Source organism: Rhodococcus sp. NPDC056506 (genome assembly GCF_042794945.1).
GTDB lineage: Bacteria > Actinomycetota > Actinomycetes > Mycobacteriales > Mycobacteriaceae > Rhodococcus_F.
In genome coordinates, this window is the sequence record NZ_JBHTSW010000027.1 from 23413 (window position 1) to 47710 (window position 24298).

General features: G+C 62.2%; 24 protein-coding genes and 6 tRNA genes. 12 read left to right on the forward strand and 18 right to left on the reverse strand.

The features are described from left to right. Nucleotides 1–80 precede the first annotated feature (80 nt). Together ACFQ6H_RS20190 and ACFQ6H_RS20195 are read left to right on the forward strand one after the other, a co-directional pair. Nucleotides 81–1295, forward strand: a complete 1215-nt coding sequence (locus ACFQ6H_RS20190; RefSeq protein ID WP_378648165.1) for a sensor histidine kinase — start codon at nucleotides 81–83, stop codon at nucleotides 1293–1295. After that, nucleotides 1250–1927, forward strand: coding sequence for a response regulator (locus ACFQ6H_RS20195; protein WP_378648167.1), 678 nt, complete (start codon nucleotides 1250–1252; stop codon nucleotides 1925–1927). The genes ACFQ6H_RS20190 and ACFQ6H_RS20195 overlap by 46 nt, the downstream gene beginning before the upstream one ends. 23 nt (nucleotides 1928–1950) lie before the next feature. Here the strand turns inward: ACFQ6H_RS20195 and pdxT are convergent, their stop codons facing one another. Next, nucleotides 1951–2556: a pyridoxal 5'-phosphate synthase glutaminase subunit PdxT gene (gene pdxT / locus ACFQ6H_RS20200; protein WP_378630477.1), complete on the reverse strand. Its 606-nt coding sequence runs from the start codon at nucleotides 2554–2556 to the stop codon at nucleotides 1951–1953. Beyond that, nucleotides 2556–3443, reverse strand: a complete 888-nt coding sequence (gene tesB, locus ACFQ6H_RS20205; RefSeq protein WP_378544535.1) for an acyl-CoA thioesterase II — start codon at nucleotides 3441–3443, stop codon at nucleotides 2556–2558. The genes pdxT and tesB overlap by 1 nt, the downstream gene beginning before the upstream one ends. A 50-nt stretch (nucleotides 3444–3493) precedes the next feature. Here tesB and ACFQ6H_RS20210 point away from each other — a divergent pair, with 50 nt between their 5' ends. Beyond that, on the forward strand, nucleotides 3494–4177 hold the full coding sequence (locus ACFQ6H_RS20210) for a hypothetical protein (RefSeq protein WP_378648169.1): 684 nt from the start codon (nucleotides 3494–3496) through the stop codon (nucleotides 4175–4177). A 32-nt stretch (nucleotides 4178–4209) separates the two neighbouring features. Here ACFQ6H_RS20210 and ACFQ6H_RS20215 read toward each other — a convergent pair whose 3' ends face one another. The 3 genes from ACFQ6H_RS20215 to ACFQ6H_RS20225 all read right to left on the reverse strand — a co-directional run bounded on the left by ACFQ6H_RS20215 (nucleotide 4210) and on the right by ACFQ6H_RS20225 (nucleotide 7239). Further along, a complete protein-coding gene (locus ACFQ6H_RS20215; RefSeq protein WP_019748291.1) occupies nucleotides 4210–5031 on the reverse strand; it encodes an acyl-CoA thioesterase II in 822 nt (273 codons plus the stop codon). Between the two features lie 129 nt (nucleotides 5032–5160). Beyond that, the gene (locus ACFQ6H_RS20220; RefSeq protein ID WP_378648171.1) at nucleotides 5161–6687 is read right to left on the reverse strand and encodes a DUF222 domain-containing protein; all 1527 of its coding nucleotides are present in this window, start codon (nucleotides 6685–6687) and stop codon (nucleotides 5161–5163) included. A gap of 129 nt (nucleotides 6688–6816) precedes the next feature. Continuing rightward, the gene (locus ACFQ6H_RS20225; protein WP_378648173.1) at nucleotides 6817–7239 is read right to left on the reverse strand and encodes an NUDIX domain-containing protein; all 423 of its coding nucleotides are present in this window, start codon (nucleotides 7237–7239) and stop codon (nucleotides 6817–6819) included. 163 nt (nucleotides 7240–7402) lie between these two features. Here ACFQ6H_RS20225 and ACFQ6H_RS20230 point away from each other — a divergent pair, with 163 nt between their 5' ends. Next, nucleotides 7403–7876: a RidA family protein gene (locus tag ACFQ6H_RS20230; protein WP_378648175.1), complete on the forward strand. Its 474-nt coding sequence runs from the start codon at nucleotides 7403–7405 to the stop codon at nucleotides 7874–7876. 10 nt (nucleotides 7877–7886) lie between these two features. On the opposite strand, the gene trpS is transcribed toward ACFQ6H_RS20230, so the two are convergent. From trpS to ACFQ6H_RS20280, 10 genes are all read right to left on the reverse strand, one after another. Beyond that, on the reverse strand, nucleotides 7887–8927 hold the full coding sequence (gene trpS, locus ACFQ6H_RS20235; protein WP_378648176.1) for a tryptophan--tRNA ligase: 1041 nt from the start codon (nucleotides 8925–8927) through the stop codon (nucleotides 7887–7889). 277 nt (nucleotides 8928–9204) lie between these two features. Beyond that, nucleotides 9205–10113, reverse strand: a complete 909-nt coding sequence (pdxS, locus tag ACFQ6H_RS20240; RefSeq protein ID WP_003943338.1) for a pyridoxal 5'-phosphate synthase lyase subunit PdxS — start codon at nucleotides 10111–10113, stop codon at nucleotides 9205–9207. A 171-nt stretch (nucleotides 10114–10284) separates the two neighbouring features. After that, entirely contained in the window at nucleotides 10285–11307 is a 1023-nt protein-coding gene (locus tag ACFQ6H_RS20245) for an NUDIX domain-containing protein (RefSeq protein WP_378445867.1), read from the reverse strand. Continuing rightward, nucleotides 11304–12431, reverse strand: a complete 1128-nt coding sequence (locus tag ACFQ6H_RS20250; protein WP_378533293.1) for a glycosyltransferase family 4 protein — start codon at nucleotides 12429–12431, stop codon at nucleotides 11304–11306. Before ACFQ6H_RS20250 ends, ACFQ6H_RS20245 begins: the two co-directional genes overlap by 4 nt. Further along, the gene (locus tag ACFQ6H_RS20255; RefSeq protein ID WP_378648177.1) at nucleotides 12428–13330 is read right to left on the reverse strand and encodes a phosphatidylinositol mannoside acyltransferase; all 903 of its coding nucleotides are present in this window, start codon (nucleotides 13328–13330) and stop codon (nucleotides 12428–12430) included. The genes ACFQ6H_RS20250 and ACFQ6H_RS20255 overlap by 4 nt, the downstream gene beginning before the upstream one ends. Then, on the reverse strand, nucleotides 13327–14004 hold the full coding sequence (pgsA, locus tag ACFQ6H_RS20260) for a phosphatidylinositol phosphate synthase (protein WP_378533297.1): 678 nt from the start codon (nucleotides 14002–14004) through the stop codon (nucleotides 13327–13329). Before pgsA ends, ACFQ6H_RS20255 begins: the two co-directional genes overlap by 4 nt. Before the next feature lie 81 nt (nucleotides 14005–14085). Beyond that, entirely contained in the window at nucleotides 14086–14640 is a 555-nt protein-coding gene (locus ACFQ6H_RS20265) for an HIT domain-containing protein (protein ID WP_264614478.1), read from the reverse strand. Further along, nucleotides 14637–16694 carry a threonine--tRNA ligase gene (gene thrS, locus ACFQ6H_RS20270; protein WP_378533299.1) on the reverse strand — a complete coding sequence of 686 codons (2058 nt, stop codon included), beginning with the start codon at nucleotides 16692–16694 and terminating at the stop codon, nucleotides 14637–14639. Before thrS ends, ACFQ6H_RS20265 begins: the two co-directional genes overlap by 4 nt. Nucleotides 16695–16826: 132 nt before the next feature. Continuing rightward, nucleotides 16827–17279: a TIGR02611 family protein gene (locus tag ACFQ6H_RS20275; RefSeq protein WP_230817236.1), complete on the reverse strand. Its 453-nt coding sequence runs from the start codon at nucleotides 17277–17279 to the stop codon at nucleotides 16827–16829. Nucleotides 17280–17465: 186 nt separating this feature from the next. Then, a tRNA-Val gene (locus tag ACFQ6H_RS20280) sits at nucleotides 17466–17537 on the reverse strand. A gap of 293 nt (nucleotides 17538–17830) precedes the next feature. On the opposite strand from ACFQ6H_RS20280, the gene ACFQ6H_RS20285 reads away from it, so the two are divergent. The 5 genes from ACFQ6H_RS20285 (at nucleotide 17831) to ACFQ6H_RS20305 (ending at nucleotide 18334) form a co-directional block, all read left to right on the forward strand. Next, a tRNA-Gly gene (locus ACFQ6H_RS20285) sits at nucleotides 17831–17903 on the forward strand. A gap of 25 nt (nucleotides 17904–17928) precedes the next feature. Beyond that, a tRNA-Cys gene (locus ACFQ6H_RS20290) sits at nucleotides 17929–17999 on the forward strand. Between the two features lies 1 nt (nucleotide 18000). Then, a tRNA-Val gene (locus ACFQ6H_RS20295) sits at nucleotides 18001–18075 on the forward strand. 92 nt (nucleotides 18076–18167) lie between these two features. Then, nucleotides 18168–18243 (forward strand) — tRNA-Gly (locus ACFQ6H_RS20300). A 16-nt stretch (nucleotides 18244–18259) separates the two neighbouring features. Further along, nucleotides 18260–18334: transfer RNA gene (locus ACFQ6H_RS20305), tRNA-Val, on the forward strand. 146 nt (nucleotides 18335–18480) lie between these two features. Here the strand turns inward: ACFQ6H_RS20305 and ACFQ6H_RS20310 are convergent. Together ACFQ6H_RS20310 and ACFQ6H_RS20315 are read right to left on the reverse strand one after the other, a co-directional pair. Further along, nucleotides 18481–18960 carry an alpha-isopropylmalate synthase regulatory domain-containing protein gene (locus ACFQ6H_RS20310; protein WP_166809520.1) on the reverse strand — a complete coding sequence of 160 codons (480 nt, stop codon included), beginning with the start codon at nucleotides 18958–18960 and terminating at the stop codon, nucleotides 18481–18483. A 197-nt stretch (nucleotides 18961–19157) separates the two neighbouring features. After that, a complete protein-coding gene (locus ACFQ6H_RS20315; protein ID WP_378648178.1) occupies nucleotides 19158–20543 on the reverse strand; it encodes a GH1 family beta-glucosidase in 1386 nt (461 codons plus the stop codon). Between the two features lie 116 nt (nucleotides 20544–20659). Here ACFQ6H_RS20315 and ACFQ6H_RS20320 point away from each other — a divergent pair, with 116 nt between their 5' ends. Then, nucleotides 20660–21856 carry an MFS transporter gene (locus ACFQ6H_RS20320; RefSeq protein WP_378648180.1) on the forward strand — a complete coding sequence of 399 codons (1197 nt, stop codon included), beginning with the start codon at nucleotides 20660–20662 and terminating at the stop codon, nucleotides 21854–21856. Nucleotides 21857–21923: 67 nt separating this feature from the next. Next, entirely contained in the window at nucleotides 21924–22457 is a 534-nt protein-coding gene (locus ACFQ6H_RS20325; RefSeq protein WP_003942603.1) for an N-acetyltransferase, read from the forward strand. 12 nt (nucleotides 22458–22469) lie between these two features. Here the strand turns inward: ACFQ6H_RS20325 and zapE are convergent, their stop codons facing one another. Beyond that, complete coding sequence (gene zapE / locus ACFQ6H_RS20330; RefSeq protein ID WP_378648183.1) at nucleotides 22470–23486, reverse strand: cell division protein ZapE; 1017 nt, start codon at nucleotides 23484–23486, stop codon at nucleotides 22470–22472. 43 nt (nucleotides 23487–23529) lie between these two features. On the opposite strand from zapE, the gene ACFQ6H_RS20335 reads away from it, so the two are divergent. Further along, nucleotides 23530–24279 (forward strand): pyrimidine reductase family protein, encoded by a 750-nt coding sequence (locus ACFQ6H_RS20335; protein WP_378648185.1) that lies wholly within the window; start codon nucleotides 23530–23532, stop codon nucleotides 24277–24279. The last annotated feature ends 19 nt before the right edge of the window (nucleotides 24280–24298 follow it).

A 24298-nucleotide genomic window follows, 5' to 3' on the forward strand; every position in this document is an offset into this window, starting at 1 on the left:
GCATCAGCCGTCGGAACAACGCCGACCTCATCATTTGGTATGACAAGTCAGGCGCCCCGACGTGCTCTGATAAGTCTGTGGTGACCAGAAGTCGGAGCGTCGGCAAGTGGAACGATCCGCTCATCGCCATCGGTCTGTTCGCGATCGGGGTACTTCTCTACCTCGTCGGCCTGTACAAAATGTGGACCGATGTCGGAGGTGTCGCCGACGTTCCCGTCGGGGTTCGGATCGGGATGCTGGCTCTGCTGTGTGCGATCGACTCGTTCCGCCGGGTGCGCCCGGCAACGGCCTTGGCGGCGGGGGCCGTCATCGTCGCGGTCGACGCCGCCCTTGGCCCCACTCTGCCGATGTGGCTCGTCCTCTCGGATCTCACCTACGCCGCAGTTCTGTACGGGACGGCGCGACTGGGCCGAGTGGTGTGTTCTCTGACCGCGGTGACGGTTGCCGCGCTCACCGCACTCGTTTACCTGTCCACCAGGGACGTTCGCGCTGCGGCTGGGGCGGGCGTCGTGACCGCTCTGTTCTTCGGTACGCCGGTGTGGTGGGCACTGGTCATCCGTCGACAAGTCGAACTGACCGAGGCAGAACGCGAGCGTTCCAGAGTCCACGAAGCACTCGCCGCTCTGGACCGCGAGGCCGCGGTCGCTCACGAACGGGCAACCATGGCGCGGGATCTGCACGACGTGATCGCAAGCCACCTCTCTGCCATCGCCATCCACTCCGAAGCTGCACTCTCCACCGCAACTCTCTCCTCTGAACGGGGTGAACCCGACGATGGCTTGCGGGAAATGATCGGGGCGATCAGATCGAGCAGCCTCGCGGGGCTTTCCGAGATGCGGTCGATGATCGAACTGCTTCACGCCGGGGACTGCGAGACGCCTGACCCGCGTTCCTCTCCCCCGCGGCTTACCGAGTTGCCCGTTCTACTGAACGCGGCCCGTGCCACCGGCAGCGCAGTGGATGTAGCGATCGACGTCGACGCCGCCGAGCTGCCGAGCGTGGTCGATCACACGGCGTATCGAATCACCCAGGAAGCGTTGACCAATGCGCTCAAGCATGCGCCGGGCGCGCCGATCTCGATGTCGATCTCCCTCCAGCACAATGCATTACAGATCGAGATCCGAAACCCCATCGGTCCCGACATATCCAGTCCGCGGGCACGAACGCGCGGGCTTGCAAACATGCGTCATCGCGCCGAGCTGCTGGGCGGTTCACTCGACGCACTGCCGGTCGACGGAGAATGGACGGTATGCGCGCAGCTACCGGTCCACACACCGAACGGAACGGATCGGTGATCACCGTCGCCCTGGTCGACGACCACGCCGCGATCCGCTCCGGCCTGTCGATGATTCTGCGGCAGCATGACGACATCGATGTCGTTGCGGAAGCGGGAGACGGCGCGTCGGCAATCACCGTCACCCGCACACATCAACCCGACGTCGTGCTGATGGACATCCGGATGCCTGGCACCGACGGCATCGAAGCGACCCGTCAGATCATCGCTACGACCCGCAGCCGCGTTCTGGTGTTGACTACCTTCGACCTCGACGAATACGTCTTCGCAGCTCTGCGCGCCGGTGCGTCGGGCTTCCTGCTCAAGACCGCGACAGCGGACGAACTGACCAGCGCCATCCGCAATGTCGCGGGCGGCGATGCGGTGCTTGCTCCCCGAGCCGCACGCGCACTGATCGGCGAGTTCGTTCAGCGCACTCCCAAGCCCGCCGAGCCGCTCGGACTGAGCGAGCTCACCGATCGCGAACGCGAAGTTCTCGTTCTACTGGGTATGGGTCTGTCCAACGCCGAACTGTCGCGTGAACTCGGTGTCGGTGCTCCGACGGTGAAGTCGCATGTGTCGCGAGTTCTGTCGAAGCTGCACCTCACCTCACGCGTCCAGGCGGCGATCCTTGCCCGCGAACTGGAGCTGTAGTTCAGCCGAAGTGAACTAGCGCCCTAGCCGCGCACCAGATCGACGAACATCTCGTGGACTCGACGGTCCCCGGTGACCTCGGGATGGAACGAAGTGGCGATCACCGAGCCCTGCCGAACCGCGACGATCCGGCCCGCGGCCTCCCCCGCCGCGGCGGGAACCTGCGCGAGCACCTCAACACCCGGACCGACCCGCTCGACCCACGGTGCGCGGATGAAGACTGCGCGGATGGGATCACCGACGATTCCCTCGAACTCCAGGTCGGACTCGAAGGAATCGACCTGACGACCGAAAGCGTTGCGGCGCACCGTCATGTCGATGGCGCCGAGATGTTCGGCGTCCGGCCGGGTGTCGAGTACCTCGCTGGCGAGCAGAATCATGCCGGCACACGATCCGTAAGCCGGCAGCCCGCCGCGGAGTCGATCACGAAGCGGTTCCAGCAGCTCGAAAACCTGCAGAAGCCGGCTCATGGTGGTGGATTCGCCACCCGGGATCACGATGCCGTCGACCTTGTCGAGTTCCTCGGGTCGCCGGATACCGACTGCGTCCGCTCCCGAATCATCGAGTGCGGCAAGATGTTCGCGAACATCACCTTGCAGGGCGAGAACACCGATCAACGGACGAGTCATCACACAGTTCCTGTCTTGTTCTCACGGCTGTCCTTGTTCGCACTGCTGTTCTTGTTCTCACTGCTGTCGGGTTCGCGTTCCAGTCGCGTCAAACCCTCCTGAACCACCGCTGCCACCATGTTGCCATCGCGATCGTAGATACGCCCCTGAGTGAGCGCGCGACCGAAACCTGCCGACGGTGAGGTCTGGTCGTAGAGCAACCATTCGTCGGCTCGGAAGGGCCGTAGGAACCACATCGCGTGATCGAGCGAAGCCGTTTGCGTCTTCACGCCCCGGTGCGGGACTTTGGAAGTTCCGAGCAAAGTCATGTCACTGAGGTACGCGAGGGTGCAGATGTGCAGCAGCGGACGATCCGGCAGAGCCTCGCGGTAGCGCATCCATACACGCTGCTGGGCGGCCAGATCCGGCGCTGACGCACTCTGCTCGGCCGGCACAATTCGGATGTCCCAGTTCTTCCATTCCTGGTAGAACTGCGATTCCGCCAACTTGGGAACGGTCTGCGCATCCGGCAAGTCCTCCGGCGCCGGAACGGAGGGCATCCGATCCTGGTGCTCGATACCTTCGTCGTCGACGTGGAACGAGGCCGACATCGTGAAGATCGTCTTGCCGTCCTGAACTGCATTCACCCGGCGGGTGCAGAACGAGCGCCCGTCGCGGATGCGGTCCACCAGGTAGACCGTCGGAATCTTCGGATTGCCCGGGCGCAGGAAATATCCGTGCAACGAGTGCACGTGGTAGCTCTCGTCAACGGTGCTCACGGCAGAAACCAACGACTGCCCGGCAACCTGCCCGCCGAACGTCCGTTGAAGTGCAGTGGGATGGACCGCACCACGGAAGATGTCCTTCTCCAGGTGTTCGAGCGCGAGGATCTCCTCGATACCAACCATGAGTCCTCCGGAAACATTGACCGCATACACAGGCCGCCGCACTGGGCGCGATGACGGTTCACAATATCGCCTTGGCGAGCGGGCACGGCACCATGGTGGGCGTGAGTACATTCATCCCGTCCAGTCCCCTCGCTCTGGCCGAGCAGATTGCAACGCTGAGCGGATCGTTTCCGTCGGTGGCGGTAGTAGCGATCGACGGACCTGATTGTGCACAGCCGTCTCGGCTCGCGGATCTGGTCGGGGTTGCAGTCGAGTCGCACAGCAGGCCGAGTGCCGTTGTGTCACTGCACGACTACGTGCGGCCGGCGTCGCTGCGATACGAGTTCGGCCACGAGGATGCGCTGAGTTACCGCACCATCTGGTTCGACTACCCGGCACTCGATCGTGAAGTGATCACCGCGGCCCGCACCAAACGAACGCTGTTGCCGAAACTCTGGGACGAAACCACTGATCGCTCGGCTCGCTCGACCCGTATCCCTGTCCACGAGCGCGCGGTCATCGTGATCGCCGGTCCGATGTTGCTCGGGCGCGGACTGGAGTTCGACGTCACCGTCCGCCTGGACATGAGCGAACCCGCCATGCGGCGGCACACACCGGAGGCAGATCTGTGGACCGTCGAGGCACTCCTCGCGCACCGCTCAGCGGTGTCCGAGGAGGTCGATTTCGAGGTCAGGTACGACCATCCGGCCCGGCCTGCGGTGCGCTCTCGCCGCGTTCGATTTCACGGCGGTTGACTTCACTGCGGTTGACTTCACTGCGGTTGATCTCACTTCGGGCGATAGAGCCTGGTCAGGCCTTCCTGGACGACCGCGGCAACCATGTTTCCTCGGCTGTCGAAGATGCGCCCCTGCGTCAGTGCCCGACCGAAGCCCGCTGACGGCGACGTCTGGTCGTACAACAGCCACTCGTCGGCGCGGAACGGCCGCAGGAACCACATGGCGTGATCAAGCGAGGCGCTCTGCATCGCGACGTCCATGTGGGGGCCGCGGGAAGATCCGAGCAACGTCATGTCGCTCATGTATGCGAGCGTGCAGACGTGAAATACCGGGTCGTCCGGGAGCGCCTCGCGGGAACGGAACCACACTTGCTGCTGTGCGGCAGCGCCCGGGCGTTTGTTGATGTCTGCCTTCGGCACCATTCGCAGGTCCCAGTCGGACCACTCGCGAGCCAACCATGCGGTCTCGGGGTCTTCCGAATCCTGGGCGATGGCGAGCGTTTCAGGGTCAGGGACGGGCGGCATCTCGTCCTGGTGCTCGATGCCTTCGTCCTGGACGTGGAAGGATGCCGACATCGTGAAAATGGCTTGTCCGTCTTGGATTCCGGTGACCAGGCGAGTCGCGAACGATCGTCCGTCGCGAACACGATCCACCAGGAAGACGGTCGGTTCCATCGGATTTCCCGGACGCAGGAAGTATCCGTGCAACGAATGAACTGAATAGGCCGGATCGACCGTTCGTACTGCCGACACCAATGCCTGGCCGGCGACCTGGCCGCCGAAAGTACGGGTCAGGGTGGTTTCCGCGATGATTCCTCGGAAGATGTCACGCTCGAGGCGTTCCAACTCCAGAATTTCTTCGATCCTCGCCATCGATGCTCCACATCTTCCCGTGTACCGACGTCTACCGACCTTCACACAATGCCTGATGCAGCCCCGGCCACCAAAGTGGGCATCCGAAAACTGGGCACCCGAAAACACTGAGCGACGGGGCGCATCTACTCAGAATGGCGGTAGATCGTCTCCTCGATCGACGGTCCTCCTCTGGACCTTCTTCTTCATCCGCAGGTGCATCCGTATCCGCTGGCGCCGGCGTTCACCCCGCACGCGGGCCGCCTTGTTCTCCAAACGCGTACGTCGACGCCGACCGCCCTCGGGCAGTACAGGCTCGAGCATTCCTGCGAGCAGACCTGACGGCCGAGTTCGGTAACAATGTCCGGTCGCCGAGGTCAGCGTGACGCTCCGGTCCGGATTCGAGGTGTGCACCCACTGACCGGAATGCTTGAGGCGGTGATGATTTCGACAATAGGCACTCAAGTTCGAGGCCACGGTCTTTCCACCACGTGCTGGATCGCGATGATCGAAAGGTTCGGTGTGATCGAGATCGGAATTCCATGCCGCGACATCGCAGTGCAACCACTGACAGCTACCCGATATCACCCTCACCCACGTGTCGAGGACAGCGCCCGGGCGGTACACCATCGCCGAAGGAACTACAGGCGACGGAACTACAGGCGAAGGTACTGGCTCGCCCTCATCGGCAGACTCGAGCGCCGCATCGGCTGGTACCTTCACATTCCGAATCAACGCACCCGCGGCGATGTCACGCGCATGCTCTGCACTGATCACTCCGTATCCGTCGAGGTGAGCGGGTTCGTCTGTACCTGGCGAGTCACCGCCCTGGAGCGCGGATTCCACCATGACCACGTGCACTAATGGCCGACGCACCACAACAATCCCGCTGCGGTCTTGTGGGCAGTCGGCCCGGTCACAATCGCACGGCAGAATTGTCGACCCAGCTACCAACGCTCCCAAAGCGTCGGCTCGTCGCTGCTCGTATTTACGGGAATCGTGTCGGCACACCGACATCGCCAACTCCCGCAACCGACCGTCGAAAGCCCGTGCGTCCTCCGCCGGAATACTCCCCAAGATCCGCGCCATTCCGTCTTCTGCGGCGCTCACACCTACGAATCGGTCAGCCAGGGCGCGGCGTCGACGCTCCCGCATCCCCTCCGGATCCACCACGGCGACGATTCGGTCGATGGCCGCCGTCAATCGGCGGCCGGTCAAGCCGGTACCGCCATGTATCTGTGGTGCTGAAATCTTCTCGAGGAGTTGGCGTTCCACCTCGTCTATCAAATCGTCATCGACATTGGCTGTAGCGGAGTCGATCAATCCGACTCGATACAGATCCAGTTCTCCGCGTGCCATAGCGGCACGCGTGCGATGGAGTCGAGTCTTCAGAGAAAAGCCGAGGCCGATCAACTTTCCCGCCGCGGCACGGCCCATGGTCAACGCGGCGCCGAGCTCGGCCTCAGCTAGTTCGTGCGCGGTGGACGACCACGCGCCGGCATCGGAGTGTTCAGCGCTGCGACGCTCGAAAAACTCGGCAACGGCAGCGAGTTTCCGTTCCACGAGCATCGACTCACGCGCATGCAGTTCGGCGATGAGATCGATGAGGGCGCAGTCGGATTCAGCACCGAACAGCTGCGCTGCGGCACTCGAACTTCCTACTCCGTCATCGAACATTGCTCCACAATATTCGAAACTATGTTCGACTATCTACAGTTTCCAGAAATCAGTCCGAAGAATCCCGTTTGACCGAAAATTGTTGCGGAACACCCTTTGCGGCCACTCTTGTTCTGGCAACGGATTCCACTACTGAACCAGAGCGTTGATAATGCGGGCGACTTCGGCCGGATAGATAGGGCGGTCGGTCCCACCTGCCAACACCCAGTGGACTGGACTACCTTCGTCCAGGACACGGAGGTGCACGTCGAGCGAAAACGCATCGATGTCAGCTGAGTCGACTGCAAAGACATGAACAATCTCATGCCCAAGTAGCCCCTCGAACTCGAAGATGTTCTCGACGACCTCGAGCAACTCGACACTTCCCAGCGTGACGCCGAGTTCCTCCGCGAACTCGCGTCGCAGCGCTGCCTCGGCCGTCTCACCGAACTCGATACCGCCACCGATCAATCGATGGAAGTTCTCACCCGTGACAGAGTCCGTGCCGTCGAGCACCAGTACGTGACCGGAACGGAGCGGTATCCCCAGTGAGATGTTACGAATTGACGACATACGACACAGTTTAGGTGGCCAATTCGAACACCATTTAGATTCCGACGACGGCGAATATCACCAAAAGTGATGAGGTGGGCGCAAATACGACTTGGACTTGCCGAGACTCCCGATGACAGACTCGAACATCATTCCCAGACAAAAGAATCCATTGAGGAACTCGATGAACGACGCCAGTACCTGGACCGCACGACTCGCCGCACTCGACCTGACGCTTCCGCCGGTCGCTACCCCGGCAGGCTCCTACCTCCCCGCCGTTCGGACGGGGGCATTCGTCTACACGTCGGGGCAATTGCCGCTCGTCGACGGCACCACGACGTGCATCGGCAAGCTAGGTGAAGGCGTCTCCGTCGAAGACGCCGCCCAGGCGGCGCGGCTGTGCACTCTCAACGGACTCGCGGCCGTCGACGCCTTGGTCGGGCTCGACCGCATCGTTCGCGTCGTCAAGGTCGTTGGATTTGTTGCTTCCGGATCCGGATTCTCCCAGCAACCCCAGGTGATCAACGGTGCGTCCGACCTGCTGGCCGAGATCTTCGGTACCGCAGGACAACACGCACGCTCCGCGATCGGCGTCGCAGAACTCCCCCGGAACAGTGCCGTCGAGGTGGAATTCGTGTTCGAGGTCTCCGAGGTCTGAAGACCAACAATCAGTACGTAGTTCCCATCGCGCGCCGGACCTCGTCGAGGGTTCGGCGCGCGAACTCGCTGGCACGGGTATTACCAGCTCTCACGACACCGTGAACAAACCCAGGATCGGCCGCGATCTCGTTTCGACGGATTCGGTGGCCGGCGAAATATTCGTTGACCGCGGTAGCGGTGAGCTCCTTGAGCGCTCGAGCACCACCATTCCCAACTTCAGCTGCAAGGGACTCTTCGTCCCTGCCCAGGCACAGCGCCGCTGTGGTCAGTAGTGCAGATATCCCCGGACGGTTGGCGCGGTCGAAAGTGATCGTCCGTTCAGAGTCGGTCGGCGCCTTCCGGATCAACTTCACTGTCTGGTCGGCCGTCATCGACAGTGAGATCGCGTTGCCGTAACTCTTCGACATTTTCCTTCCATCGATACCTGGTACTTCCGGAGCAGAAGTCAGCAAGGCTTGTGGCTCCGGGAATACGCGACCATAACGATCGTTGAAACGGCGCGCAATAACTCTCGTCAACTCCACATGCGGGAGGTTGTCCTTGCCCACAGGCACCAAGTTGCCCTTGCAGAACAACACGTCCGCGGCTTGATGTACCGGATACGTCAGAAGCAAACCACTGAGCGCTCTTCCCGAAGCGTCGTGTTCGGCTTTCACAGTGGGATTTCGATGCAGTTCTGCCTCGGTGATCAGGCTTAGGAACGGCAGCATCAATTGATTCAACTCTGGAACTGCGGAGTGCGTGAATATCGTCGAGCAATGGGGGTCGAGACCAGCGGCGAGATAATCGATTACTGCGCTGTAGACATTCTCGCGCACTCGCCCAATCGCGTCGCGATCCGCGATCACTTGATAGTCGGCAAGAATGACAAATGTTTCGATCCCCAGTGCTTGCAGACGGACACGCTCGATGATCGTGCCGAAGTAGTGTCCGAGATGCAACGATCCGGTTGGTCGTTCACCCGAAATGAGGCGGTATCGCTCCGGGTTGGAAGCGATATCGACATTGAGTTCTGCGCTTCGTCGAAGAGTGCTCTCGAAAGAATCCACGATACAGCTCCTGTTTTGGGGGCTGCACGAATCCATATGCCGAGCAAGGCATTCACGGGCTACGTACAGCCCGTGAACATGATTAGACGGACTGCGGAAGCAGCCACCACCATGCCTGTCGAATGCTAGTCATCAGGAAACAATAGCAACCCGCTTGCAGATCGCCTTCCCGTTACGTGACTAGATCGCAATGGGAACCGAGGAAAGAAAACGGCGGTAGCTGCATCTGCAACCACCGCCGTCTCACACAACTATCCCGAGCCCGTCGAACCTGGTGTCACCAGCCGCGCTCTGCGAGGCGGTGTCCAACCGGCAGGTCGTCGACGTTGATGCCGACCATTGCCTCGCCGAGTCCGCGCGAAACCTTGGCGAGCACGTCCGGGTCGTCGTAGAACGTGGTGGCCTTGACGATGGCCTCGGCGCGCTGCTTCGGGTTGCCGGACTTGAAGATGCCCGATCCGACGAACACGCCCTCGGCGCCGAGCTGCATCATCATCGCAGCGTCTGCCGGGGTGGCGATGCCGCCGGCGGTGAACATGGTGACCGGCAGCTTGCCGGCCTTGGCGACCTCGACGACCAGCTCGTACGGGGCTTGCAGTTCCTTGGCAGCGACGTACAGTTCGTCTTCGCTCAGCGAGGTCAACCGGCGGATCTCGCCACGGATGGTGCGCATGTGGGTGGTGGCGTTGGAGACGTCCCCGGTGCCGGCTTCACCCTTCGAGCGGATCATGGCGGCACCTTCGTTGATGCGACGCAGCGCTTCGCCGAGGTTGGTGGCGCCACAGACGAAGGGAGCGGTGAACTTCCACTTGTCGATGTGGTTGGCGTAGTCGGCCGGGGTCAGGACCTCGGACTCGTCGATGTAGTCGACGCCGAGGCTCTGCAGGATCTGCGCTTCGACGAAGTGACCGATGCGTGCCTTTGCCATGACGGGGATGCTGACGGTGGAGATGATGCTGTCGATCATGTCAGGGTCGCTCATGCGCGAGACGCCGCCCTGTGCGCGAATGTCCGCGGGGACCCGCTCGAGTGCCATGACGGCGACGGCGCCTGCGTCTTCGGCGATCTTGGCCTGCTCAGCGGTGACAACGTCCATGATCACACCGCCCTTGAGCATTTCAGCCATGCCGCGCTTGACGCGTGCGGTGCCGATGGCGGTGGTGGGGGCAGAGTCGGGGGTGCTCACAGCAAACTCCTGCAGTAGTGGCGTGACAAAAGAAACGAGGCACGGCGAACACACGAGTTCATTCGCACGGAGGCCTCTGGCCAGAACTCTAGGACCAACCGGCCTTCGATTCCGTATCCAATTTGCCATTGCTGGCCTTAAATGGCCGCGGCACCTGATCTGCCGAATGGATCAGCGGATGGAGCGCACTTCCGGATCCTCGGTACCGTCCGCAATCGTCGCCGCTTCCACCAGGAGGTTTGCCAGATCCAACGGGTAGACGGGCTCACCGGACTTGGCCAGTCGGCGGATCTCGTCGGCACTGCACCAGCGATGGCCCGTAATCGCGCGCTGCTCCAATTCCGTATGGCCTTGGAAGACCGGCTCGAAGCCGTGAGTGCGCGTTGCGAAGAACAGCTCTTCCGACCGGATCAGCTCACCGTCGAACGGGAAAATCGCCACACGACGCCAGAGCGGACCTCGCAGATTCTCCGGAGCCACGACGAATCCGGTTTCCTCCTCGATCTCACGAACGGCAGCGGCCCGCAGATGTTCACCGCGTTCGAGCCCGCCGCCGACGGTGAACCAGAAGTACGTGTTCGGGATCTGAGGATCGTGCCCGCGCAGCAGCAGCACCCGATCGTCCTCGTCCAGCATCACCACACGGGCGGAGGTCCGCGACGTATCGACGGTGATGCCCTCGGGCACCGCGGCCGCGGTGGTGCGCTCGGAGATCTCGAAATACTGAGGCAGCGGCGCAGTTCCACCGAGGTGAAGCCAGCGAACAAGACGACGCGTACGGAGTGCAAGGGTGTCTCGCACAGCGTCGTTGTGGAACCGCCTGGCGATCAGCACCCTCGCTTCGGCGTCGGCCAGCTCGGCCACCAGTTGAGGTCGCAGCGACGTCGTGCCGTAGGCGGCTAGAGCGTTGGACAACCGGTTCTCCGCGAGTTCCCGGTCTTGCCGGTCTGCCCGTTCAGCGGCGTCCGCCAAGGTGACGAATCTGCGAGCGTCGTCGGCGCTCATGTCCACGGCCGCCGCGCGGACCACCGCTGCACGGCGGGACAGTGCTGCATCGAGCGCCAACCAGGACTGATCCGAACGCACATGCAGCCGATCGAGTCGATTCGCCGTCCCATAGGCCCACAGCCCGACGACCAAGACGACGGCGGCGACAAGTCCGAGAATGAAGATCGTCAAAGCGGAAAAGGTCATGACCCCACCACACGAACACCGGTGCCGCCGACCGTGACGGTCTCGTAAACACGCAGGATCTGCTCGGCAACGACCGGCCAGTCGTATTCGGCGACAACACTTGTCGCGGTGTTGACGAGAGCACGGCGTCGGTCCGGATCGCCGAGAACGGAATCGATTGCCTCGGCCAGGGCATCGGAGTTCCCGATGGGGACCAGCAAGCCGGCCTGGCCGTCGCGAAGAACACGGCGGAAGGCGTCCAACTCACTCGCGACGACGGCGGTACCGGCCGCCATGGCCTCGACAAGCACGATCCCGAAGCTCTCGCCGCCGAGGTTGGGCGCGCAGTAGACGTCCGCACTACGAAGCGCCGACGCTTTCTCCTCGTCGCTGACCTGCCCGAGCAGTCGGAGATGCTTGAAGTACTTGCCCGCTTCTTTGCGGAGTTTTTCCTCGTCGCCGCGCCCGACCACGATCACTTCGAGATCAGGATGACGCTCGACCAACTCCGGTAGTGCACCGAGGAGGACGGCCATCCCCTTACGCGGTTCGTCGTAGCGCCCGAGGAACAGAATGGTTCCACCCTCGCGCGGATAGCCGGGCAACATGTCGGCCTCGGCAAACGCTGCGACGTCGACGCCGTTGGGTATTTCGACCGCGTCGGATCCGAGGGACTCGACCTGCCAACGACGCGCCAACTCCGACACTGCGATCCGGCCACTGATCTTCTCGAGATACGGGGCCAGGACACCCTGAAAAGTGCTCAGCACCAACGACTTCGTGGTCGACGTGTGGAAGGTGGCGACGATCGGGCCTTCCGCGATACGCAACGCGAGCATGGACAGACTCGGCGCATTGGGTTCGTGGATGTGCAAAACGTCGAAGTCGCCTTCCGCGATGAACTTGCGGAGGCGGGCGTTCGCCGTCGGGCCGAAGGACAACCGTGCAACAGAACCGTTGTAAGGAATCGCGACAGCTTTACCAGCGGAGACCACAAAATCCGGCAACTCGTCATCGTCGGACGACGGCGCAAGGACGCTCACCTTGTGGCCGCGTTCGATCAGCACCTCGGCCAGATCCACCACGTGCGCCTGCACCCCGCCGGGGACGTCGAAGGAGTACGGGCAGATCATGCCGATTTTCATTCACCCTCCATGCGGGCGAGCCGCGATTCGGAGAGATCCGAGCGCCACAGCGGCTGAAGCATGTGCCAGTCAGCGGGGTGCTCTGCGATGTTGACCGCGAATCGGTCGGCCAGTGCCTGCGTGGCCGGGCCGACGCCGCCGGAAACGTCGATCGGCGGGTCGATCTTGAAACCCCACCCGTCGGGAGTGAACCAGCAGTGGACCGGTAGAAGCGGCGCTCCGGTGTCGATCGCGAGCTTCGCCGGGCCTGCGGGCATGCGAGTGGGTTCTCCGAAGAACGTGACGGGCACACCCTTCTTCGCCAGATCGCGCTCCCCCAACAGGCACACGATCTTGTTCTCACGCAGATGCTTGGAGAGTTCGACGAACGGAGGATGCTCTCCGCCGCTGAGCGGGAAGATCTCGAAGCCGAGACTCTCGCGATATTCGACGAACCGTTCGTACAGGGATTCGGGTTTGAGCCGCTCGGCCACCGAGGTCAATCCACCCCACTGCTGAACGCACCACACGCCGGCCATGTCCCAGTTGCCACTGTGGGGCAGCGCCAGCACTGCGCCATGACCTGCCGCCATCGCCTTTTCCAGATGTTCCTGGCCCTCGACCAGCGCATGCAATGCTTTACCGGTGGCGACCAGGTCCATCGACGGTAGACGGAACGCCTCACGCCAGTACCGGGCGTACGAGCGCATCGAATCCTTGATCAGCTGATCCGGGACTTCCTCCGGTGTCGTGCCCAGAACTCTCGCGAGGTTCTTCCTGAGTTGTTCGGGTCCGCCCTTGCGTACCGCGAAATCCGCTCCGGCGTCGAACAGCTTGACTGCCACCGATTCCGGCAGGCTTCGCACCAGACGCCAACCCGCGGCGTATCCCAGATCGGTTGCACGCTCGGAAAAACTCATTGCTCTGCCTCGCCGTCGGTGTTCGACTCACCATCGGTCGTAGATGACGCCGGGGCGATCGGCAGAAGTTCCCGGGCGCCAGGTGAATTGCGGACCGCGAGCACTCGTTGGAAGACAGTGACGATACTTCCGGCGGCAAGTACCCACATCGCGATGTGGATTGCCCACGGTAGACCCATGCCCGTAAGGCCCGAGCCGACCAACACGATGATCAGCCGGTCCGGACGCTCGATCCAACCACCGTCGGCAGTCAGCCCGCTCGCCTCGGCGCGTGCCTTCGCGTACGAGATGACCTGCGAGGTGACGAGGCAGATGAGCGTCGCCACGAGAAGCCACTTGCTGTTCTCGTGGTAGACCGCCCACCACGCAAGGCCGGCAAAAATCGCACCGTCGGCCACGCGATCACAGGTGGCGTCCAGGACGGCCCCGTAACGCGTTCCGCCACCGCGAGCACGGGCCATGGCGCCGTCGAGCATGTCGAACATGACGAAGAACCAAATGAACATGGTTCCCCAGAACAGGTGTCCGGACGGAAACAGAGTCACCGCCCCGGCGACACTCGCCACCGTGCCGATCACCGTCACCGCGTCTGGCGTCAGGCCGGTCTTGACCAGCGCCTTCCCCATAGGTGCCGTCACCTTGGACACCGATTCGCGTCCGAAGAAGCTCAACACCGCAGGAAACCTCCCCGTCGTGAGTTCCGGATTGGAACTCGTCGCAGCACAGCATCCTGCCATGAAGCCGGACGCATCGATCTATTGTTGCCAGGCACCGGCGAGTAGTCCCCTGGTCTCCCGCAGCAGTTGCGGCATCACCTTCACCCCACCGAGCACGGTGATGAAGTTGGCGTCGCCACCCCAGCGAGGCACTACGTGTTGGTGAAGGTGCTCGGACAGCGAACCGCCCGCAGCGGCACCGAGATTCAGGCCGACATTGAATCCGTGAGGATTCGACACACTCTTGATCACCCGCAGCGCACGCTGGGTGAACGCCATCAGCTCGGCGCTCTCCTCCGGCGTCAGATCTTCGAGAGCCGCGACCTTGCGATACGGAACCACCATGAGATGCCCGGGGTTGTACGGGTACAGGTTCAGAACCGCGTAGACATGCTCACCGCGGGCAACGATGAGCCCTTCTTCGTCCGACATCTTCGGGATGTCGATGAACGGCTCACCCGTCGTGCCCGGGGTGTTGGGCGCCTCGGTGATGTACGACATCCGATGCGGCGACCAAATGCGCTGCAAATGGTCAGGGTCGCCGACGCCGTGGTCGATCAGCGAACCTGGTCCCTCGTCACCGGGGGCGCTCACTGCGCCACGCTTGGCTGCACCAGTTCGGCTGTCGGCGAGGCGTTCTCGCGACGGCTGATCCACTCGGTGATGATCCGGACGGCGTCGTCGACGGGAATTCCGTTGATCTGGGTTCCGTCGCGGAAGCGGAAACTGACCGCGCCGGCTTCCACGTCACGCTCGCCCGCCAGGAGCATGAACGGGACCTTCTGCGTGGTGTGGTTGCGGATCTTCTTCTGCATGCGGTCGTCACTGAAGTCGACCTCGGCGCGCACACCGGCAGCCTTGAGCTTCTTCGTGACGTCGAACAGGTGATCGGCGAATGCCTCGGCCACGGGGATTCCGACGACCTGCACCGGTGCCAGCCATGCCGGGAAAGCGCCGGCGTAGTGCTCGGTGAGGACACCGAAGAACCGTTCGATCGAGCCGAACAGAGCGCGGTGGATCATGACCGGACGAGTCTTGACGCCGTCGTTGCCGGTGTATTCGAGCTCGAACCGCTCGGGCAGGTTGAAGTCGAGCTGGATGGTCGACATCTGCCAGGTACGGCCGAGTGCGTCCTTGACCTGAACGGAGATCTTGGGACCGTAGAACGCGGCTCCGCCCGGGTCCGGCACCAGAGTCAGGCCGGAAGCTTCGCCGACCTCGGCGAGCGTTGCGGTCGCCTCTTCCCAGACGTCGTCGCTACCGACGAACTTGTCGGGGTTCTTGGTCGACAGCTCGAGGTAGAAGTCGTCGAGGCCGTAATCTTTGAGCAGGTTCAGCACGAACTGCAGCGTGGTGGTCAGCTCGTCGCGCATCTGCTCACGGGTGCAGTAGATGTGAGCGTCGTCCTGAGTCATGCCGCGCACACGGGTCAAACCGTGGATGACGCCGGACTTCTCGTAGCGGTAGACCGAGCCGAACTCGAAGAGCCGCAACGGCAATTCACGGTACGAACGTCCGCGCGCACGGAAGATCAGGTTGTGCATCGGGCAGTTCATCGGCTTGAGGTAGTAGTCCTGGCCCGGCTTACGCACGGTGCCGTCCTCATTGAGTTCCTCGTCGACGTGCATCGCCGGGAACATGCCGTCGCGGTACCAGTCGAGGTGACCGGAGACCTCGTACAGATGGCCCTTGGTGATGTGCGGGGTGTTGACGAACTCGTAGCCGGCCTCGATGTGGCGGCTGCGGGAGTAATTCTCCATCTCGGTGCGGATGATGCCGCCCTTGGGATGGAAGACCGGCAGACCGGAGCCGAGTTCGTCGGGGAAGCTGAAGAGGTCCAGTTCGGTACCGAGCTTGCGGTGATCGCGACGCTCGGCCTCGGCGAGCAACTCGAGGTACTCGTCCTGAGCCTCGGTGGACTCCCACGCGGTGCCGTAGACACGCTGAAGATCGGCGTTGTCCTGATTTCCGCGCCAGTACGCGGCGGAGCTACGCGTCAGCTTGAACGCCGGGATGTGCTTGGTGGTCGGAATATGCGGACCGCGGCACAGATCGGACCAGATCTTGTCGCCGGTACGAGGATCGAGATTGTCGTAGATGGTCAGCTCGTTGCCACCCACCTCCATGATCTCGGGATCGTCGATTCCGGACTTGTCGTCGATGAGTTCGAGCTTGAACGGCTCGTCGGCCAACTCGACCCGGGCGTCCTCGATCGAATCGACGACTCGACGCGAGAAGCGCTGCGATCCCTTGATGATCTGCTTCATGCGCTTTTCGAGCTTGGTCAGATCTTCCGGAGTGAACGGACGATCCACCGCGAAGTCGTAGTAGAAGCCGTCTTTGATCGGCGGCCCGATGCCCAGCTTCGCATCAGGGAATTCCTTCTGGACCGCCTGAGCGAGGACGTGGGCCGCGGAGTGTCGGATGACGCTGCGACCGTCTTCGGTAGATGCCGCGACCGGCTCGACGTCGACATCGACCTCAGGAGTCCACGACAGATCCTTGAGCGTTCCCTCGCCGTCCCGCACGACGACGATCACGTCGGGCCCCTTCGTGGGGTATCCGGCTTCGCGCACTGCAGTCCCGGCGGTCGTCCCCGCGGGCACCCGAAGTGGGGCGGCTGAGTGCTCTGGCGCGGGACTGGTCACGGCGATGTGCTCCTAAGGTATTGCGACAAGTTAAGGCAGGCGTCGTACCCACTGCGAGCACGCGCACGATCATGTTATCGGCCCTACCGACATGTCGAGACAACCGAGTGAAGGAAACCGGCCTCGTTCAGCTCACAGTGGCGACTCGAGCCACGAGTAGTCCAGCCCTACCCATGTCCCGATCAGGCCGAAGGTGCCGAGCACCCACAAAGTCGCCAGGACGAACACTGTGGTGAACAGAACGCCCAACCCTTTGACGAACAGCGACTGCTTGCCGAACCATTCCATGAACCTGTCGTATCGAGCCTTCGCAAAATGAAGGAGTCGATGAGCCCAGGCGAACTCCGACGCCAGGATCCCCAGGCCGGCGAACACGATGAGCCATCCGGGGCCGGGGTACGGAATAGCTATGACACCTGCGGCGAGCACGATCACGCCTACGACTCCGACGCCGATGCGGTACGCAAGATTGAGGGTGGGCCGCGCGGCGATTCCAGCGCGCCACCGCTCCCAGCGGGACTCTGCGTCTTGGAAGACGGACAGGTCTGAATCGTCGACGGGAGAATCGACCTTTTCGGTACTCAAGTCGGTCACCTTTTCCGTCGCGAAATGTCTCTTCGACCAGGCTACCGAAATCGTCGACCGGCGACCTGCGACGACGGTATGCATGTCAAAATAACTGTGCTCTCGAACGACTGTGCTCTCGAACGACTGTGCTCTCGAACGACTGAAGGCGTCCCCGATGATCGGGAACGCCTTCAATGTTTTCTGTGGTCCCGGCTGGGATCGAACCAGCGACCTTCCGCGTGTGAAGCGGACGCTCTCCCACTGAGCCACGGGACCGTAGGCCATCCGAACGCATGCGCTCGAACGAGTTGGAACATTAACACGGCTGCGCGATGAATACGAATCACCAGGTTGGCATTCGTTTTGCTCCAGGCGACCCCGAAATCTACGAATTCGAGCTGATTCCAGACCGTATTCATCGCCGAGACGGACAGTTGCAACGCGCGCGACGGGCCGATTCGACTCCGAACACGCCACTGAGCTGGTGATTTGTGTGTATCCGACACGGTCGGCTAATGTTTCCAACGCACCGAGGAGAGCGAGCAGCTCCCCAAGCAACACGGTGCGATGCGGACGTGGCGCAGCTGGTAGCGCACAACCTTGCCAAGGTTGGGGTCGCGGGTTCGAATCCCGTCGTCCGCTCGAGAGGTGTGACTCAACCTTTTACGGTGGAGTGGCCGAGTGGTGAGGCAACGGCCTGCAAAGCCGTGCACACGGGTTCGATTCCCGTCTCCACCTCGCGCGATTAGCTCAGCGGGAGAGCGCTTCCCTGACACGGAAGAGGTCACTGGTTCAATCCCAGTATCGCGCACCACGTCAGGCCTTCGGGCCTGATGGTCAAGGCCTGCTTGCAGGTCTGATAAGTTAGAAAAGTACTGAGTTCCGGTAACGGAGTTCATTGCTCATGCGGACGTGGCGCAGCTGGTAGCGCACAACCTTGCCAAGGTTGGGGTCGCGGGTTCGAATCCCGTCGTCCGCTCCATTTTTCTCCAGAACCCGCGCGATTAGCTCAGCGGGAGAGCGCTTCCCTGACACGGAAGAGGTCACTGGTTCAATCCCAGTATCGCGCACCATTTGAGAATGCAAGAAGCCGGAACCTCAGGGTTCCGGCTTTTTGCGTTTGAGCGCCGAACACATCAACCGCAGTACTGACGCAAGCCCCCTGGGGATTCCACGTCAGTACTGCGGTTGATGTAGCTGATCAGGGTGATGGAGCTGATCAGTGAGAGAAGCGGTTCGCTGCCGAGGTCATCGCGCGCAACGAGGACTCCGTGGACGACTCCGCAATACCCATCGCCCAGCTCCGACGTCCGTCGCACTCGGTGAAGATGAACGTCGCGGTGCGGTGACCGATCTGGTGCTGGTGGAAAGACAGGATCTCGAGCGAGATTCCCGCGTCGTGCAGCATCGAGGTCATAGCCGAGATCGCGCCGGTCGAGGTGGCGGACGCTTTCTGGATGCGCTCCCCCAGACCGAGCGTCGCTTCGAAGGTCCACCGACCCGGTGCAATCTTTTCGGATGACCACGCGCCCAGACGGATCGGGCCGCTCATTGCCGCGTACGTGGACTCGAACTCGGTCCAGGACATCGCAGAGCATTCGGCACGCAGGCCGGCAGGCAGAGATTTTCCGTGGCGCGCCGCGAAAGGATCAGCAGCCGTAGAAGAAGAATCAGAAGCGAAGGCGAAGTTGTAAGTCATGATCGTGGTCTTCCTGGAATGAAGTGGAGGACCAACTGGTAGCAAGACGACCCGCAGCGAGGGGTCGGTCCGATTCAGACCCCGCTACGGCGGCTTACTACGAGAATTCGCTTCATGAGAGAAGAGGCTAGGCGGCCTGGTCCCATAAAGCAACCCAGACCGCTTCCGCACAGCAACCCAGACCGCTTACGCACAGGTCAGACCTGAGCCGCCTTGTGGTCGGCGATCAACGCCCGATACCACTCGAAAGAGGTCTTCGGTGTGCGCTTCTGAGTGTCGAAATCGACGTGCACCAGACCGAATCGCTCCTTGTATCCCGCGGCCCATTCGAAGTTGTCGAGAAGCGACCACACAAAATAACCGCGGACGTCGACGCCGTCGTCGATGGCCGACCGGAGGGCGCGAAGGTGCGCGTCGTGATAATCGATTCGTGCTTCGTCCTCGACGATCCCCGCGACATCCGGCGAGTCGTGGAAAGAACATCCGCTTTCCGTGATGTAGATCGGCGGCAGTGCATCACCGAAGCGCGCGTGGAACGTCCGCAAGATCTCGCCCAGTCCTTCCGGAACGATCGGCCACCCGAAATCGGTTGTGGGATAACCAGTTATCGCGACAGGAGCAAAGGGCAGGCCTGGCGGTAGGTCGACCTCGAGCACGCCCTCGGTCCCCTGGCCTTCCACTGGGGCGGCAATCATCGTCGGCTCGTAGTAATTGATCCCGTACCAGTCGAGCGGCGCCCCGATGATTTTCAAGTCCTCGTCGACAGGGCCGCTGAGCAGCTGCGCAAATTCGTCTGCAGGGTACTTTCCGACCAAGACCGGGTCGGCGAACATCCAATTGACAACGTGGTCGTAGATGTCGGCAGCCATCACGTCTTCCGGGGAATCCGAAGCTGCCCGCACCGGAGCATGATTGGAGGCGATTCCGATGTTCGTGCACCCGGTTGAACGAAGCGCTTCGACCGCGAGGCCGTGCCCGAGCAGCTGGTGATGCGCGGCCTGGAATGCCTCGAACCCCAAGGCCAGTCCCGGGGCATGAACTCCCAGGGCATGGCCGTAGAGCGTGTGCACGACCGGTTCGTTGAGCGGCATCCACATTCCGACGCGATCCGACAGTCGCTCACCGACGACCTGCGCGTACTCCCCCAGTCGATACGAGGTGTCGCGGTTCATCCAGCCGCCCTGCTCCTGCAAGGCGAGAGGCAGATCCCAGTGAAAGAGCGTGACAGCGGGGGTAATTCCGACCGAACACAGTCGATCGATCAATCGGTCGTAGAAGTCGAGCCCTTTCGCATTCACGGTCCCCGAGCCGGTGGGGAGAATTCGCGACCAGGACAGCGAGAGCCGATAGGCGTCGAGCCCGAGCTGTGTCATTAGTTCGATGTCCGATTCCCAGCGGTGATAATGATCGGCAGCGACCGTCCCGGTGTCGCCCCCGACGACTACACCGGGACGGTCACAGAACTCGTCCCAGATCGACGGTCCGCGACCGTCTTCGGCCACAGCTCCTTCGATTTGATAGGCCGCAGTAGCGGTTCCCCAGACGAAGGAAGACGGAAATTCTGGTGTCGGCTGCCGAGTCATGTCGGTCAGTTAATCAAAGAACCGTGCAAAACACGCAGCTTTGTTGGACACTCGACCAGTATCAAGATCCAGTACCGTTCGGCCTAACCGAACGAACGAGACAAAGGCCCTGCTTGATGACGGATAACACCCGCACCCTGACGAGGGCCCGGATCGCCACTTCGGTGGCCTTCGGACTTCAAGGATTTCTGCTCGCCGCCATTCTGACGCAGCTTCCGCAGTACAAGGACTTGTTCGAGCTGAGCGAGACGCTGGTGGTGGTTGCGGTTGTCACTGTGTCCGTCATCGCCGGCCTCGGCAGCGTGCTCGCCGAGATGCTGGCGGTACGGACGTCGAGCAAGATGACTCTGCGAACCGGACTCGCCGTCATCGCAGTCCTCGGCGGGGCAACGGGTATTGCGCCCAACGCGGCCATGTTCTTCGTCTTCCTGGCGATCTACGGCATCGGACTCGGCATGGTCGACGCGGCCGCCAACATGCAGGCGGTCTCGATCCAACACGCCAAGGGCCGGTTCATCCTCTCCTCGTTCCATGCTTCCTGGAGCGTCGGAGCGATTGTCGGCGCTCTCTTCATCTCGGCAACCGCAGGTCTCGACATTTCGATCCGCGTGACGCAGGTGATCGCGGGAGTTGTTGTCGGACTGATGCTTCTGGCCTTCGGCCCGCAACTGCTGGATCGGTCCGAGTCTCCGGTTGCCGATGCCAACATCACGAGCACCGCGAAGTTCACCGTCCCTACCCGCGCCTTCGTCCTCCTCGGCGTCGCGATGGCTTTGTTCTACGCGGTCGACTTCAGCGTCGGAAACTGGTCGACTCTCTACGTCAAGGACGAACTGCTCGCCGACGCCGGGACCGCTGCCCTGTCCGTGGCGGCGTACCAAATCGCCGCACTGATCGCACGACTGACCGGCGACTACTGGGTCGGGAAGTTCGGTGAGACCACCGTCGTGCGGATCGGCTCTCTCATCGGCGTAGTCGGTATGACAGTCGTTGTGCTCGCGCAATCTCCCGCCGTTGCCATCGCCGGTTTCCTCATCGTCGGGTTCGGGGTACCAGTGATCGCTCCGATCTGCTTCAGCGCCGCCGGCCGGATGGCGCCCCCGGATCAGGTCGACGCGGTGATCGCACGCATCAACCTCTTCAACTACGTCGGCACCGTGGTCGGTGGTGGCATCGTCGGCGCAGTCGCTGCCTTCAGTGACCTTCGGATCGGGTTCCTGATTCCGCTGGCGTTCTGCGCGATCTTGATAGTTCTTGCTCCCGCGTTCGCGCCGAAACGAGCCACGAGTCCGGTCACCGAGAACGCCGCTTGAGCATTGCGCCCCTGGAAAGTGGTGTACTTGATCGACCGAATTGTGTGCGCGAGAGGTAGAAACTGACGTGACGATCACCGTTGACCGGGCCGGAATCTGGGATTCCGAAGCAATCGCCGACGTGGCAGCGGTGACATTTCCATTGGCCTGTCCGCCGGACGCGTCGGACGACGACATCAGCGCCTTCATCGACAACGTTCTCTCCGTCGACAAGTTCTCCGAGTACCTGACCGATCCGACGCGAACCGTTCTCAAGGTCATTCGCGACGGTTCGATCGTCGGCTACGCGATGCTTGTCGACGACGAGCCCGCCGATCCGGACGTCAAAGCTGCTGTGACTCTTCGCCCGACGACAGAACTGAGCAAGTTGTACGTGCTTCCGGGTAACCACGGGACCGGCGCGGCAGCATCCTTGATGGACGCCGTCGTCGACCACGCACGACGCAGCGGAAGTGCCGGGATCTGGCTTGGTGTCAATCAGGAGAATCTGCGTGCCCAGAAGTTCTACGCCAAGCACGGTTTCACCCAGGTCGGCACGAAGACTTTCCTCGTGGGCGCACAACTGCACCACGATTTCGTGATGGAGCGCCCCGTCAGCTGACGGGCGTGCCGATCAGCCGGCCGCGACCTCGAAACGAGAAAGTGCGAGCAGACGCGAGGTCGCGCGCAGGTACTTCTTCTTGTACCCGCCGGCGAGCATCTCGGGAGTGAAGATCGCGTCGAGGCGTGCGCCGGAGACGGTGACCGGGATACTCGCGTCGTACAAGCGGTCGGCGAGAACCACGATGCGCAGTGCAACCGACTGATCTGTTGCGGGGTGGACGCCGTCGATGAAGACGGCCTTCACACCCTCGACCAGCTTGTTGTACCGCGACGGATGCAGAGTGCTGAGGTGCTTGCACAGCTCGTCGAAGTTGTCGAGCGTGGCACCGTCGATGGCGTCGGCCCGAGAAACCAATTCCTCCGACGAGATGGGCTCCGGCGCGGGCGGAAGGTCACGGTGACGGTAGTCGGGGCCGTCGACGCGAATCGTCTCGAAGATCGAGCCGAGCTTCTTGATCTCACGCAGGAAGTCCTGAGCGGCGAAGCGACCCTCACCGAGCTGGCCGGGAAGCGTGTTCGACGTCGCGACGATGGACACGCCGCGCGCGGAAAGCTCCGAGAGGAGGCGGGAGACGAGCATGGTGTCGCCCGGATCGTCGAGCTCGAATTCGTCGATGCAGAGCACGCTGTGGTCGGCGAGCGCTTCGACAGCCTTGTTGAAGCCGAGAGCACCGACGACGTGTGTCAGCTCGACGAAAGTTCCGAACGCCTTCGGCGACGGAACGCTGTGGAAGATCGATGCCAGCAAGTGCGTCTTACCGACACCGAATCCACCGTCGAGGTACAGGCCGGCGCCGGTCGCCTGGGTCTTCTTCCCGAACAATCCACGGCGTCCACCACTACGGATCTTGGTGACGCGCTTGGAGAATTCCTCGGCCTTGGCAACGGCAGCTGCCTGGCTCGGTTCCTTCGGATCAGGAATGTAGGACGCAAAACTCACCTCGTCGAACATTGCGGGAGGCACCATTTGAGCTACCAGTTGATCGGCGGGTACCACCGGGCTGCGATCGACAAGACGTTCATGCATCCGTCAAGGGTATCTACGTGATGTGATCTCTCATGTGCACCGTATGGATATTGCGACCTACTTCACACCAGGCCACGAAGACGAGCTCCGCAGCCTGTACGCCTATCCGGAGAATCTCTCGCAACCCTGGATGCGTGTGAACTTCGTTTCCAGCATCGACGGGTGCGTCTCCGTCGACGGGGTGAGCGGCGGACTGGGCACACCTGCAGACAAGTCGGTATTCGGGATCTTGCGCGAACTCTGTGACGTCGTCGTGGTCGGCGCAGGCACAGCGCGAGCCGAGAACTACGGGGGTGTGCAGATCTCGGACGCAGCCCGGGCCCGACGCACGGCAGGCGGCCTTGCTCCGGTGCCACCGATACTGGTCGTCTCGGCGCACGCGTCGATCGACCCCGAAAGCCGACTCCTTCGCGATACCGAAGTTCCACCGGTCCTTGTTGTCGGTCGCGACGCGGACTCCGCGGCAATTTCGGCGCTGAGATCTGCCGGAGCGCAGGTGGAGGTGACGGACTCACCGAACGTCACCAGCGGCGACATCGACAGGGCCTTGTCGGTTCGCAAGCTCCGTCGCGTGCTGTGCGAGGGCGGACCGTCACTTTTCGGCCAGTTGATCGAGGACAATGCCGTCGACGAACTCTGCGTCACCACGTCACCTCAACTGGTGGGTAGCAAAGTCGGCCGAATCTCACTCTCCCCCAACGCAATGCCCACAGCCATGCGTCCCGCGCACATCCTCGGCGATTCGGACGGCACGATCCTCACTCGATGGGTTCGTCAGCAGCCACGTCGATGAACCTGGCACTCTGGTCGGC